Annotated in this window: 11 protein-coding genes; 8 read left to right on the top strand and 3 right to left on the bottom strand. The window is 71.5% G+C overall.

Translation table 11 applies throughout. The annotated features are described in order from the left end of the window. Positions 1 to 137: 137 nt before the first annotated feature. Positions 138 to 578: a VOC family protein gene (locus LXN57_RS45905; RefSeq protein WP_251804625.1), complete on the bottom strand. Its 441-nt coding sequence runs from the start codon at positions 576 to 578 to the stop codon at positions 138 to 140. A 237-nt stretch (positions 579 to 815) separates the two neighbouring features. Between LXN57_RS45905 and LXN57_RS45900 the strand changes: the two genes are divergently transcribed. Next, on the top strand, positions 816 to 2,765 hold the full coding sequence (locus tag LXN57_RS45900; protein WP_438872987.1) for a cellulase family glycosylhydrolase: 1,950 nt from the start codon (positions 816 to 818) through the stop codon (positions 2,763 to 2,765). 72 nt (positions 2,766 to 2,837) lie between these two features. Here the strand turns inward: LXN57_RS45900 and LXN57_RS45895 are convergent, their stop codons facing one another. Continuing rightward, on the bottom strand, positions 2,838 to 4,634 hold the full coding sequence (locus tag LXN57_RS45895; RefSeq protein WP_251804624.1) for a sensor histidine kinase: 1,797 nt from the start codon (positions 4,632 to 4,634) through the stop codon (positions 2,838 to 2,840). A gap of 74 nt (positions 4,635 to 4,708) precedes the next feature. Here LXN57_RS45895 and ku point away from each other — a divergent pair, with 74 nt between their 5' ends. Beyond that, the gene (gene ku / locus LXN57_RS45890; RefSeq protein ID WP_251804623.1) at positions 4,709 to 5,659 is read left to right on the top strand and encodes a non-homologous end joining protein Ku; all 951 of its coding nucleotides are present in this window, start codon (positions 4,709 to 4,711) and stop codon (positions 5,657 to 5,659) included. Between the two features lie 2 nt (positions 5,660 to 5,661). On the opposite strand, the gene LXN57_RS45885 is transcribed toward ku, so the two are convergent. Beyond that, complete coding sequence (locus LXN57_RS45885; RefSeq protein WP_251804622.1) at positions 5,662 to 6,264, bottom strand: acyltransferase; 603 nt, start codon at positions 6,262 to 6,264, stop codon at positions 5,662 to 5,664. Between the two features lie 289 nt (positions 6,265 to 6,553). Here LXN57_RS45885 and LXN57_RS45880 point away from each other — a divergent pair, with 289 nt between their 5' ends. The 6 genes from LXN57_RS45880 to LXN57_RS45855 are packed head-to-tail and all read left to right on the top strand — an operon-like array spanning position 6,554 to position 12,663. Continuing rightward, a complete protein-coding gene (locus LXN57_RS45880) occupies positions 6,554 to 7,618 on the top strand; it encodes a Gfo/Idh/MocA family protein (RefSeq protein ID WP_251804621.1) in 1,065 nt (354 codons plus the stop codon). Beyond that, positions 7,615 to 8,580, top strand: a complete 966-nt coding sequence (locus tag LXN57_RS45875) for an NAD-dependent epimerase/dehydratase family protein (protein ID WP_251804620.1) — start codon at positions 7,615 to 7,617, stop codon at positions 8,578 to 8,580. The genes LXN57_RS45880 and LXN57_RS45875 overlap by 4 nt, the downstream gene beginning before the upstream one ends. Positions 8,581 to 8,588: 8 nt before the next feature. Continuing rightward, positions 8,589 to 9,698, top strand: coding sequence for a DegT/DnrJ/EryC1/StrS family aminotransferase (locus LXN57_RS45870; RefSeq protein ID WP_251804619.1), 1,110 nt, complete (start codon positions 8,589 to 8,591; stop codon positions 9,696 to 9,698). Next, entirely contained in the window at positions 9,695 to 10,324 is a 630-nt protein-coding gene (locus LXN57_RS45865; RefSeq protein WP_251804618.1) for an acetyltransferase, read from the top strand. Before LXN57_RS45870 ends, LXN57_RS45865 begins: the two co-directional genes overlap by 4 nt. Before the next feature lie 3 nt (positions 10,325 to 10,327). Next, positions 10,328 to 11,410 carry a DegT/DnrJ/EryC1/StrS family aminotransferase gene (locus LXN57_RS45860; protein ID WP_251804617.1) on the top strand — a complete coding sequence of 361 codons (1,083 nt, stop codon included), beginning with the start codon at positions 10,328 to 10,330 and terminating at the stop codon, positions 11,408 to 11,410. A 5-nt stretch (positions 11,411 to 11,415) separates the two neighbouring features. Then, entirely contained in the window at positions 11,416 to 12,663 is a 1,248-nt protein-coding gene (locus LXN57_RS45855; RefSeq protein ID WP_251804616.1) for an MFS transporter, read from the top strand. Positions 12,664 to 12,691: the final 28 nt, after the last annotated feature.

The following is a 12,691-nucleotide window of genomic DNA, read 5'->3' as shown; positions in this document are numbered from 1 at the left end:
CGGGGGGGGCGGGGGGGGGGTGGGGGGGGGGGGGGGGGGGGGGGTTTTCGGGGGGGGGGGGGGGGGGGGTGGTGGGGGGGGGGGGGGGCGCCCCCCCCCCGACCCTGCACCATACGTGTTGTAGTGAGTTCTGTCGATCAGTCGCGGTTGGGGAGGCGCTCGGTCACCTGTTGCAGCAGCCAGCCGTTGCCGTCGGGGTCGGTGAAGGAGGCGTAGCTGCCGTACGAGCGGCCGTCGGGGTCGGGGCCGGGGCGGCGGGTGCTCGTGTCGAGACCGCGCAGGCCGTGCCAGGCTTCGCTGACCTTGATGCCTCGGCTCAGCAGGTCCTCGCGGGCTTCCTCGAGGTCGTCGACGATCAGCATCAGGTCCTGGGAGGAGCCGGCGGGGGCGGCGGTCAGGCCCACGCCGAACTGGATGGACGCCTTCGAGCCGGGCGGGGTGAGCTGGACGATCCGCAGGCTGTCGTTGATGGGGAAGTCGGCGTCCAGACGCCAGCCCAGGGTCTCGTAGAACTGCTTGGCGCGGTCGACGTCGGACACGGGCAGGACGGTGACCTCGAAGCGGTAGTTGATTGTCATGTCCTCAGGCTCTCCCGCGGGTGGCCGGCCTCGCCCCAGGGTCGGTCCCTGGTGCGTACCCGGGGCGCCGGTCTTGCCTTGAAGGGCCGCGGATTGAATACTGTCGATTGGGAGCGCTCCCATCGTCCGCTCCCGCCTTTGCTCCGCCACCTGTCCTCATACCCGCTCTCACACCGACTCCGATCCCCGGGAGTGCATGTGTTCCGTGCTCGAGTGACCACCTGCCTGGCCGCGTTGCTGGGCCTGACCCTCGCGCTGCCGGCCGTCGCCGCCTCGGCCGCCACCAATTCCCCCGCAAAAGCGGCCGCCGCCTCAGCGAAGGCCGCCATCCCGGCAAGAGCGGCTGCCGCGGCGCCCGGTTCCGACTGGCTGCACGTGAGCGGCAACCAGATCGTCGACGCCGCCGGCAACCCGGTCTGGCTCACCGGCGTCAACTGGTTCGGCTTCAACGCGTCCGAGCGCGTCTTCCACGGTCTCTGGTCGGCCAACATCACCGAGATCACCCGGTCGATGTCCCAGCGCGGCATCAACATCGTCCGGGTGCCGATCTCGACCCAGCTGCTGCTGGAGTGGAAGAACGGCCAGGCCGCGGCGCCCAACGTCAACACGTACGCCAACCCGGAGCTGGCCGGCCTCGACAGCCTCGAGATCTTCGAGTACTGGCTGGACCTCTGTGAGACGTACGGGATCAAGGTCCTGCTCGACGTGCACTCGGCCGAGGCCGACAACTCCGGGCACATCCACCCGGTCTGGTACAAGGGCTCGGTCACGCCGGAGCTCTACTACCAAGCCTGGGAGTGGGCCGCGACCCGCTGGAAGACCAACGACACGGTCGTCGCCTTCGATCTGAAGAACGAGCCGCACGGTACGGCCAACGACACCACCCGCGCGAAGTGGGACAACTCGACCGACATCGACAACTGGAAGAACACCGCCGAGGTCGCGGCCCGCCGCATCCTCGCCATCAACCCCGACGTGCTGATCCTGGTCGAGGGCAACGAGGTGTACCCGCGCGAGGGCAAGACCTGGAGCTCGCCGAACACGAACCCCGACCTGTCGCCCAACTACTACTACAACTGGTGGGGCGGCAACCTGCGCGGCGTCAAGGACCATCCGATCAACCTGGGAGCGAACCAGGACCAGCTCGTCTACTCGCCGCACGACTACGGCCCGCTCGTGTTCAACCAGCCGTGGTTCGACAAGCCGTTCGACAAGGCCTCGCTGACCGACGACGTGTGGCGGCCGAACTGGTTCTACCTGCACGAGAACGGCACCGCGCCGCTGCTGATCGGCGAGTGGGGCGGCCGCCTCGGGCAGGACGCGCGGCAGGACAAGTGGATGACCGCGCTGCGCGACCTGATCGTCGAGAACAAGCTGCACCAGACGTTCTGGGTGCTCAACCCGAACTCGGGCGACACCGGCGGCCTGCTGCTGGACGACTGGAAGACCTGGGACGAGCAGAAGTACGCGTTGCTCAAGCCGGCGCTGTGGCAGCACGGCGGCAAGTTCGTGAGCCTCGACCACGAGACGCCGCTGGGCGGTACGGGCAGCACGACCGGCATCAGCCTGGGCCAGCGCTACAGCGACGGCGGCGGCGAGGGCGACACTGCGGCGCCGAGCGTGCCGGGTCAGCCCACCGCCACCGCGGTGACGGCGACCGGGGCGACCCTGAGCTGGGCCGCCTCGACCGACAACGTCGGGGTGACGGCGTACGACGTCCTGCGGGGCGGGTCGGTCGTCGCGACCGTGTCGGGGACGACCTACAACGCCACGGGGCTGACCGCGTCGACCGCCTACACGTTCAGTGTCCGCGCCCGCGATGCGGCCGGTAACGTCTCCGCGGCCTCGACCGGACGCACCGTGACGACCACGGCGGGCGGCGGCACCGGCCCCGATCAGGGCTGTTCCGCCACGTACCGGACCACCACCTCGTGGACCGGGGGCTTCCAGGCCGAGGTCACCGTACGCAACACCGGCACCACCGCCGGCAGCCGGTGGACCGTGGCCTGGACGTACCCGAGCGGCACCACGGTCGGCTCCCTGTGGAACGGCGTGCTGACCACCCCGGCCGTGACCGTGCGCAACGCCGACCACAACGGCGCCCTGGCCGCGAACGCCAGCACGTCGTTCGGCCTGGTCGGTTCCGGGGCGGCCGCCACCCCGGCGCTGAGTTGCACGCTCGCCTGACGCGCTGAGGGCGCGCCCCGAATTCGGCCACCGGATTCGGGGCGCACCCCGTTGTGCCGGGCGCGGGACGGATCAGTGCGGCATGGGCACTCGTGAGTGTTCGGGGACGGTGAACCAGAAGACGCTGCCGCCGGACGGGTTGGCATCGACGCCGACGTCGCCGTGATGCCGCTCGACGATGCGATGCACGATGGCCAGCCCCAGGCCCGTACCCGGAAAGTTCTCGCTGCCCCCGACCCGGATGAACGCGTCGAACACGGCCGCGCGGTCGCGGTCCGGGATGCCGATGCCGTTGTCGCTCACCTCGCACCGCCACCGCCCGCCCTCGGCCGGCAGGCAGCTGACCCGCACCCGCGGCTCCCGGTCGGCCGGCGTGTACTTGATGGCGTTGCCGATGAGGTTGTCCAGCACCTGGCGCAGCAGCGTCGGATCGCCGGAGACGGTGGGCAGCTCGCCCACCTCGACCGCGGCCGGCCGGTCGGCGGCCCGGTCGCGGGCCACCTCCTCGGCCAGGCGGCGCAGGTCGACGGGGACGGTGGCCATGGGCCGGTTCTCGGCGGTGGCGTAGTCGAGCAGGTCGTCGATCAGCACCCGCATGTTGTCGGCGCCCTTGCGCAGCCGGGCCAGGAAGTCGCGCTGGGTGCTGTCGAGCCGGTCGAAGGCCTCCTCGTGCAGGAAGTCGGCGTACCCCATGATGCGGGCCAGCGGGCTGCGCAGGTCGTGCGCCACGACGCCGGCGAAACCGACCAGCTCGGTCTCGCGCTGCCGCAGCCGCTTCTCGATCACCTCACGCTGGGCGATGTCGTTGCGCAGCGCGGCCGTGGCTTCGTCGACCCGGCGTAGCGCCCGGTTACGGGAGCCCACGATGCTGCCGGTGAGCGCGACCAGCAGGGCGGTGAGCACCAGGCCGATCAGCCAGGCGATCCGGTAGAGGCCGCGGTCGGTGCCGACCAGCAGCCGATGGGTCGCCTCGACGCGCAGATTCCAGCTGCGCTGGGCGACCGGCACGGTGGTGTCGATCGACCCCGCCGCGGGATCGAGCCGCGCGTCCGGCTGGGATCGGGCCATCGGGATGGGGTCACCGGAGTCGCCGTCGAGCAGGGTGACCGCGACCGTGTCCCCGGCCGCGCCGTCCACCGCCTCCTGCAGGAAGTCGCCACCGCGAGTGCCCAGCGTCAGCCACCCGCGGAAGCGGCCGTTGTCGGGCGCGGTGGGGGAGGCGGCGTAGACCGGGGCGACGAACACGAACCCCAGCTGGCGCTGTTCGGGCGGCAAACCGGCGTCCTTGAGCAGCCGGTAGGTGCGGCTGACGGCCACCCGGCGTTCGCGTTCGGCGAAGTCCATCGCCTCCACCGCCTCGGGCGACCTCGACAGATCCAGTCCGACCGAGGAGTCCGTATCGTCCAGCGACTTGGCCAGGACTACGAAACGGTGCGTGCCCGCACCGGTTGGGCGCAACGTCAGGCCGGGCGAGCCGAGCGCCCGCCACTGGTTCTGCCGCGCCGACACAGCTGATTGCGGGGTGCGAACCACGAAGGCCAGGCCGGTGGCCCCGGGCAGGCGCTGACGGTCGACGGCGGCGGTGATCGCGGTGAACTCGGCCGTTTCCAGCTGGGACTGCGCGCCGATGGCGGCGGCCAGGTCGATCAGCGACGTCGCGTAGCGGTCGATCTCGGCCTCGATCGCCTGGGAGACGGTGGACGTCCGCTGGGTCAGGGCGCGGGTGAGGCGGTCCTGCTCGATCCGGCTCAGCGCGAGGGCGGCCAGGCCGGTGCCGACCAGCCCGACGACGGCGACCAGCACCAGCGCGACCACGGAACGGTTGAGCCCGGTCCACCGGGGCCGGCCGTCGGTGGCGCTGCGGATCACACTTTCCGACGTTACGCCGGATATGCGGGCCGCACGGCGGGTTCGGTCAGGCCTTTGCCGGGTATTGCCGCTCCATGGCACGACCGATCTGGACCGGCGCGATCACGTTCGGCCTGGTGTCCGTCCCGGTGGCGATGTACTCGGCCACCCACGAGCACGAGGTGAGCTTCCACCAGTTCGAGAAGGGCACGGCGGACCGCATCCGGTACCGGCGCGTCAACGAGCGTACGGGCAAGGAAGTGGACTTCGACGACATCGTCAAGGGCGCCGACGTCGGCGGCGGCGACTACGTCATGCTCGACCAGGACGAGCTCGACTCGGTCGCGCCCGGCCGCTCCCGCAGCCTGGACATCCACCGCTTCGTCGAGCTCGCCGAAATCGACCCGCTCTACTACCAGAAGACATACTGGCTCGGGCCCGGAAGCGAAGAAACCGCCAAGGTGTACGGCCTGCTGCGCGACGCGATGGCCGACACCGGCCGGGCCGCCATCGGCACGCTCGTCATGCGCGGCAAGGAGTACCTGACCACGATCCGCGCCGAGGACAACCTGCTGGTGCTCCACACGATGTACTTCGCCGACGAGGTGCGCGACCCGCAGGAGCAGATCGACGACCTGCCCCGCCGCAACACGGCCAAACCGGCCGAGAGGCACATGGCCCAGCAGCTCATCGACTCCATGGCCGGCCCGTGGAAGCCCGCCGACTTCCGCGACACCTACACCGACCGCGTCAACAAACTCATCAAGGCCAAGCACAAGGGCAAAGAGATCAAGACGGCCGCCCCCGCCCCCGACCCCACGGCCGCTTCCGACCTCTTCGATGTTCTGCGCCGCAGCGTCGAGGCCGCCTCCAAGCGCCGCAGCACCAAAGCCTCCAGCACCAAAGCGAAGCCGGCCGACCTCAAATCCCTGTCGAAGACAGAACTGAACAAGCTGGCCCGCGACCTCGGCGTGCCCGGCCGGTCAAAGCTCGCCCGCCCCGATCTGGAAAAAGCCGTACGCAAGGCCCAGCGCCAAGCGGCTTGATATCAGCGCTCGGTCAGCCCGACGCCCGACTCGGTGTATTCGGCTCCGGTCTCGGGGCAGATCCAGATGCCGTCGCCCTTGGGTGTGAGCGGACGGCCCGCTCGGCCCACCCAGCCGACGCGCCGGGCCGGGACGCCGACGACCAAGGCGAAGTCGGGCACGTCCTTGGTGACGACCGCGCCGGCGGCGACCAGGGCCCAGCGGCCGACGGTGACCGGTGCGACGCAGACCGCCCGGGCGCCGACGGCGGCGCCCTCGCCGATGGTCACGCCGACGGCCGTCCAGTCGTCGCCGGACTTCAGGCGGCCGTCGGGGGTCACGGCGCGCGGGTACTCGTCGTTCGTCAGGACCGCGGCCGGGCCGATGAAGACGCCGTCGGCCAGGCGGGCAGGCTCGTAGACGAGGGCGTGGTTCTGGAGCTTCACGTTGCGGCCGAGGGTTACGCCGGGGCCGACGTAGGCGCCGCGACCGACGTTGCAGCCGGCGCCCAGGCTGGCGTTCTCGCGAATCTGCGCGAGATGCCAGATCCGGGTGCCGGTGCCGATTTCGGCGCGTTCGTCCACGTCGGCCGTCGGGGCGATCGTCACTCCGTCGCGGTTGGTCATGCGCTGTCCTTTCCGGACATTCGGCGGCGTGTCAGCCTAATGACCGCAACGCCTTTCGCGACACCGGAACATCGACAGATCGGCTCACTCTGACCGATGGTCGTCGGCCGGCCCGGCCGAGAGGCGGATCGCGGTGTCCGAAGGTACCGGGCCGCCTCCCGGCTTCCGACGGATTTCCGGCAGTGCTCTGGCGGCGGACCGCGACGCATCGATAGCTTTCTGTCGAGCACGCCGTCCATCGTGCACCGAACCGTGCCGTTCCCGCAGAACCCAACGAAACGGGATGTCCGTGACTGTTCGACCACCCGCACCGATCGGCGTAGCCGTCGTCGGAGCCGGTTACTGGGGCCCCAATCTCGTCCGCAACTTCCAGGGCACGCCGGCCTTCCGGCTGCGGTGGCTGTGCGACCTGGACGTCGACCGGGCCCGGCGGGTCCTCGGCGGCTATTCGACCGTGCGGGTCACCGCAAGCCTCGACGAGGTGCTGGCCGACCCCGAGGTGCACGCCGTCGCCGTCGCCACCCCGGCCGGCACCCACCTGCCGGTCGCGCTGGCCGCCCTGCGCGCCGGCAAGCACGTCCTGGTCGAGAAGCCGCTCGCCGCCACGTACGCCGAAGGTCTGCAGCTGGTCGAGGCGGCCGCCGAGCGCGGCCTGACGCTGATGTGCGACCACACGTACTGCTACACCCCGGCCGTGCTGCGCATCCGCGAGATGCTGCACGCGGGCGAGCTGGGCGAGCTGCACTTTCTCGACTCGGTGCGGATCAACCTGGGCCTGGTGCAACGCGACATCGACGTGGTCTGGGACCTCGCGCCGCACGATCTGTCCATCCTCGACTTCGTGCTTCCCCCGGGCGTACGACCCGTGGCCGTGGCCGCCCACGGGGCCGACGGCATCGGCGCGGGCCGCGCCTGCGTCGCGTATCTGACGCTCGAGCTGAACAACGGCGCCATCGCGCACATCCACGTCAACTGGCTGTCCCCGGTCAAGATCCGCACGACGATCGTGGGTGGCTCGAAGCGCACCCTGGTCTGGGACGACCTGAACCCGAGCCAGCGGATCGCCGTCTACGACCGCGGCGTCGACGTGGCCTCGCCCGACGAGCTGGGCGACGAGCAGCGCCGCGACATGCTGGTCTCGTACCGCTCGGGCGACATGGTCGCGCCCGCCCTGCTCGAGCGCGAGGCGCTGCGCACCATGGTCGACGAGTACGCGCGGGCCATCACCACCGGCACGCCCGCGCTGACCGACGGCCGGTCGGGTCTGCGGGTGCTGGAGATTCTGCGGGCCGCCTCGGTCAGCCTGGCCGAGGGCGGCACGATGATCAAACTCGACGAAGGGCGGATGGCGTGACGGGCGTGGAAATCGAGGGTGCGCGGGTCCTCGTCACCGGTGGGGCGGGCACGATCGGCTCGCACATCGTCGACGAGCTGGTCCGCGGGGGCGCGGCCGAGATCGTGGTGCTCGACAACTTCGTACGCGGGCGCCGGGAGAATTTGACCTGGGCCACCGGGAACGGGCCGGTCGTCACCGTGGACGGCGACATCCGCGACCGTGACCTCGTGCGGCAAAGCACCGAGGGCAAGGACTTGGTGTTCCACCTGGCCGCCATCCGGATCACGCAGTGCGCCGAGGAGCCCCGGCTGGCCAACGAGGTGCTGGTCGACGGCACCTTCAACGTCGTCGAGGCGGCGGCCGAGGCGGGCGTCAGGAAGCTCATCGCCTCGTCGTCGGCGTCGGTCTACGGCCTGGCCGAGCAGTTCCCGACGACCGAGCGCCACCACCCGTACAACAACGACACGTTCTACGGCGCGGCCAAGGCGTTCAACGAGGCGACCCTGCGCAGCTTCCACGCCATGAGGGGCCTCGACTACGTCGCCCTGCGCTACTTCAACGTGTACGGGCCGCGGATGGACATCTACGGCCTGTACACCGAGGTGCTGATCCGCTGGATGGAGCGCATCGAATCCGGCAACCCGCCGCTGATCCTGGGCGACGGTCTGGCCACGATGGACTTCGTGCACGTGGCCGACATCGCCCGGGCCAACATCCTGGCCGCCCGGGCCGACGTCACCGACGAGGTGTTCAACGTGGCCAGCGGCGCCGAGACCAGCCTGTGCGAGCTGGCCCAGGCGCTCAGCGACGTCATGAAATCCGACCTCGCACCCGAGTTCGGCCCGGCCCGCGCGGTCAACGGCGTCACCCGCCGCCTGGCCGACACCAGCGCCGCCGCCGAGCAGCTCGGTTTCCGGGCCGAGCTGTCGCTGCACGAGGGCCTGCAGGGCCTGGTCGACTGGTGGCGGGGGTCGCGATGATCCCGGTCATGATTCCGCTCCTGGGCGAGGAAGAGGCCCAGGCCGCGGCGGACGCGGTCCGTTCCGGCTGGGTGGCCCAGGGCCCGCGGGTGAAGAGCTTCGAGCACGATTTCGCGGCGACCGTGGGCGCCGCCCACGGCGTGGCCACCAGCTCGTGCACCACCGCGCTGCACCTGGCGCTGGTGGTGCTCGACATCAAGCCGGGCGACGAGGTCATCGTGCCGTCGCTGTCGTTCATCGCCACGGCCAACGCGGTCCGCTATGTGGGGGCGACGCCCGTCTTCGCCGATGTCGAGCCGGCCACGGGCAACGTCACGGTCGAAACCCTTGATGCGGTACGTACGCCGAGGACCCGGGCGGTCATCGCCGTGCACCAGGGCGGCGTCCCGTTCGACACGGCCGCCGTGCGCAAGGCGGCCGACGGCTGGGGTGTCCACCTGGTCGAGGACGCCGCCTGCGCGGCCGGCTCCACGGCGTACGGCCAACCCGCGGGCGCCGGAGCAACGGTGGCCGCCTGGTCGTTCCACCCGCGCAAGCTGCTCACCACGGGCGAGGGCGGCATGGTCACGGTCGACGACGCCGCGCACGCCACGCGGTTGCGCCGGCTGCGTGAGCACGGCATGAACGTCTCCGCCGCCGACCGGCACGCCAGCTCCCAGCCGGTGCTCGAGGCCTACCTCGAGACCGCCTACAACTACCGGATGACCGACATCCAGGCGGCGATCGGGCTCGTGCAGCTGGGCCGCCTGGCCGGCCTGGTCGCCCAGCGCCGCCGGCTCGCCGCCCGCTACCACGAGCTGCTGTCCGGGATCGACGGTCTCGTGCCCGTCCGCGACCCGGCCCACGGCCAGACCAACTACCAGTCGTTCTGGGTGCTGTTGGACGACTTCCCGGTGGGTCGCGACGAGGTGCTGGCCGAACTGGCCGCCCAGGGTGTCTCGGCCCGGCGCGGCATCATGGCGGCTCACCTCGAGCCCGCGTACGCCGATGTGACGCCGGCGCCCTTGCCGGTGACCGAGCGGCTGACCCGCAACTCGCTGATCCTGCCGCTGCACCACGCGCTGACCGCCGACAACCAGGAGCACATCGTCTCGGTCCTGCGTGGGCTCTCCCGGTGAACAGCCTCGTCATCGTGGGCGCCGGCGGCTTCGCCCGGGAGACCGCGGCCGCCGCCGGCCATGACCGGAAGGTCGTGGGCTTCGTCGACGACGACCCGGCGCTGCACGGCGCCCGCCGATCGGGCCTGCCGATCCTGGGCCCGGTCGACAGCGTGCGCGACATGCCGGACGTCGAAGTCGTGGTCTGCGTGGGCAATCCGCGCAACTTCACCGCCCGCCGCGGCATCGTCGAGCGCCTCAGTCTGCCCGAAGACCGGTACGCCACGGTGGTGCACCCGCTCGCGTCGGTCGGCGCGGGCAGCCGGATCGGCCCCGGCAGCGTGCTGCTGGCCGGCACGGTGCTGACCGCCGACGTCACCGTCGGGTCGCACGTGGCGATCATGCCGCACGCTGTGCTCACCCACGACGACCGCGTCTCCGACTACTGCACCATCGCCTCCGGCGTCCGCCTCGGTGGCGGTGTCGTGCTCGATGAGGGCGCGTACGTCGGAGCCGGCGCCCTCATCCGCGAGAGCCTGAAGATCGGCGCCTGGTCGCTGATCGGCATGGGTTCGGTCGTGCTGAGTGACGTGCCGCCCAGCGAGGTCTGGGCCGGCAACCCGGCCCGCCTACTCACGAGGAGCTAGAACATGTCCCGGATCCCGCTCGTCGACCTCGCCGCCGCCCACGCGGAGGTGGCCGAGGAGGTCGAGGTCGGATTCAAGCGTGTCCTCGCGGCCACCGCCTTCGTGGGCGGCCCCGAGGTGGCGGCGTTCGAGCAGGAGTACGCGGCGTTCAGCGGCGTGCGGCACTGCGTCGGCGTGGCCAACGGCACCGACGCCCTCGAACTCGCCTTGCGCGCCGTCGGCGCAGGCCCCGGCAGCGAGGTGATCCTGCCGGCCAACACGTTCATCGCCACGGCCGAGGCGGTCGCCCGCACCGGCGCCCGGCCCGTGCTGGTCGACTGCGACCCTCGTACGTACCTGATCGACACCGAGGCCGCCCTGGCCGCGGTCACCCCTGCCACCAAGGCGATCGCGCCCGTGCACCTCTACGGCCAGATGGCCGACGTCGAGCGCCTGCGCGCGAGCGGCGTGGCGATCGTCGAGGACGCCGCCCAGAGCCAGGGCGCCACCCGCCACGGCCGTCCGGCGGGCGCCGGCGGCATCGCGGCCACCAGCTTCTATCCGGGCAAGAACCTCGGCGCGTACGGCGATGCCGGCGCCGTGGTGACCTCCTCCGGGGAATGGGCCACCACGGTGCGCACGCTGGGCAGTCACGGCGGCCTGGCGAAGTACCGCCACGACCTGATCGGCGTGAACAGCCGCCTTGACGCCTTACAGGCGGTCGTGCTGCGGGCCAAGCTGACCCGCCTGGCCGACGGCAACGCCCGGCGTCGCGCGGCCGCGGCCCGTTACGACGAACTGCTGGCCGGCCTCGACGTGGTGACTCCGGTCACCGACGAGGGCAACGAGCACGTCTGGCACATCTACTGCGTGCGCGTCCCCCGTCGTGATGAGGTCGTGACCCGGCTCAACGCGGCCGGCATCGGTGCGGGCATCCATTACCCGGTCCCGGTGCACAGGACGGGCGCGTTCGCCCACCTCGGCGGCTCGTTCCCGCACGCCGAGGCGGCCGCCACCGAGATTCTGTCGCTGCCCATCTACCCACAGATCACGCCCGGCCAGCAGGCCCGGGTGGCCGAGGCGCTGGCCGCCGCCCTCGAGGCCTGACCTTCGTGTACGTCACCCTGCGGGACCGTCCCGGCGCCGGCCAGGCGCCGGCGACCGGCCGTGTCGTGCGGCGGGTCTCGTCGACGGTCGTGCTGCTCGGCACGGTCAGCCTCCTGACCGACGTGTCGTCCGAGATGGTGGCGTCGGTGCTGCCGCTCTACCTCACCGCCGTGGTCGGGCTCAGTCCGGTCGCCTACGGCTTCCTGGACGGCGTGTATCAGGGTGTGAGCGCCTTCGTGCGCATCGCCGGCGGCTACGCGGGTGACCGTGGCGGGCGGCCCAAGTGGGTCGCGGTCTTCGGGTACGGCGTGTCCGCGATCAGCCGCATCGCGATGCTGCCGGCCGTCGGCTTCGCCGCCATCACGGCGGTGGTCACCGGCGACCGATTGGGCAAGGGATTGCGTACGGCTCCTCGCGACGCCCTCATCGCCGAGGCGTCCGATCCGAGCATGCTGGGCCGGTCGTTCGGCGTGCACCGGGCGCTCGACACCGTCGGCGCCGCGCTCGGCCCGCTCGTGGCGTTCGCCCTGCTGGCCGCCGTGCCCGGCAGTTACGACTCCATCTTCGTCGTGTCGTTCGCCTTCGCGCTGGCCGGTCTGGCCGTCCTCGTGCTGTTCGTGCCCGATCTGCGCACTGCGGCCGGGACCGCCCGCGTCGGCCTGCGCCGGGCCCTGCGCGAGGTCAGCGGTCGCCGGCTGCGGCGCCCCCTGCTCGCCGCCGGCCTGCTCGGCCTGCTGACCGTCGGCGACGGGTTCCTCTACCTGTCGCTGCAGGAACGCGACGACTTCGCCGCCATCTACTTCCCCTTGCTCTACGTCGGCACGAACGTCGCCTATCTGGCGCTCGCCGTGCCGCTGGGCCGGTTGTCCGACCGGGTGGGCCGCGGACGGGTGCTGGTCGCCGGGCACGGTGCGCTGCTCGCCTGCTACCTGTTGGCAGCGCTGCCGGCCGGGGGCGCCGGCCTGACGGTCGTCGTCCTGCTGCTGCTCGGTGTCTTCTACGCGGCCACCGACGGGGTGCTGCCCGCCCTGATCAGCCGGCTCGTGCCCGGCGAGACACGGGGGAGCGGCATCGCGGCGGCCCAGACCGTCGTGGCGCTGGCCCGCTTCGCCTCCTCCGTGCTCTTCGGTCTGCTGTGGGCGTTGCAGGGTCCGAGCCGGTCGCTGGTGGTCTTCGCGGTGCTGCTGACGGCCGCGGTGCCCGTCGCCGCTTGGCTGTTGCGGGGAATCGGCCGCGTGGAGGCCGCCGCATGATCGACTGCACCGGAGCGGGCGCCGGGCC

Origin of the sequence: Paractinoplanes hotanensis (assembly GCF_023717965.1) — a bacterium.
Classification (GTDB): Bacteria; Actinomycetota; Actinomycetes; order Mycobacteriales; family Micromonosporaceae; genus Actinoplanes; species Actinoplanes polyasparticus.
Note: the sequence above shows the minus strand (reverse complement) of the source record. Positions and strands in the feature narration are given on the sequence as shown.

Coding starts and splice junctions, on each gene's coding strand:
- LXN57_RS45870 (WP_251804619.1), top strand. CDS start 8,589: ATGATTCCGCTCCTGGGCGAGGAAGAGGCCCAGGCCGCGGCGGACGCG.
- LXN57_RS45885 (WP_251804622.1), bottom strand. CDS start 6,264: ATGACCAACCGCGACGGAGTGACGATCGCCCCGACGGCCGACGTGGAC.
- ku (WP_251804623.1), top strand. CDS start 4,709: ATGGCACGACCGATCTGGACCGGCGCGATCACGTTCGGCCTGGTGTCC.
- LXN57_RS45905 (WP_251804625.1), bottom strand. CDS start 578: ATGACAATCAACTACCGCTTCGAGGTCACCGTCCTGCCCGTGTCCGAC.
- LXN57_RS45860 (WP_251804617.1), top strand. CDS start 10,328: ATGTCCCGGATCCCGCTCGTCGACCTCGCCGCCGCCCACGCGGAGGTG.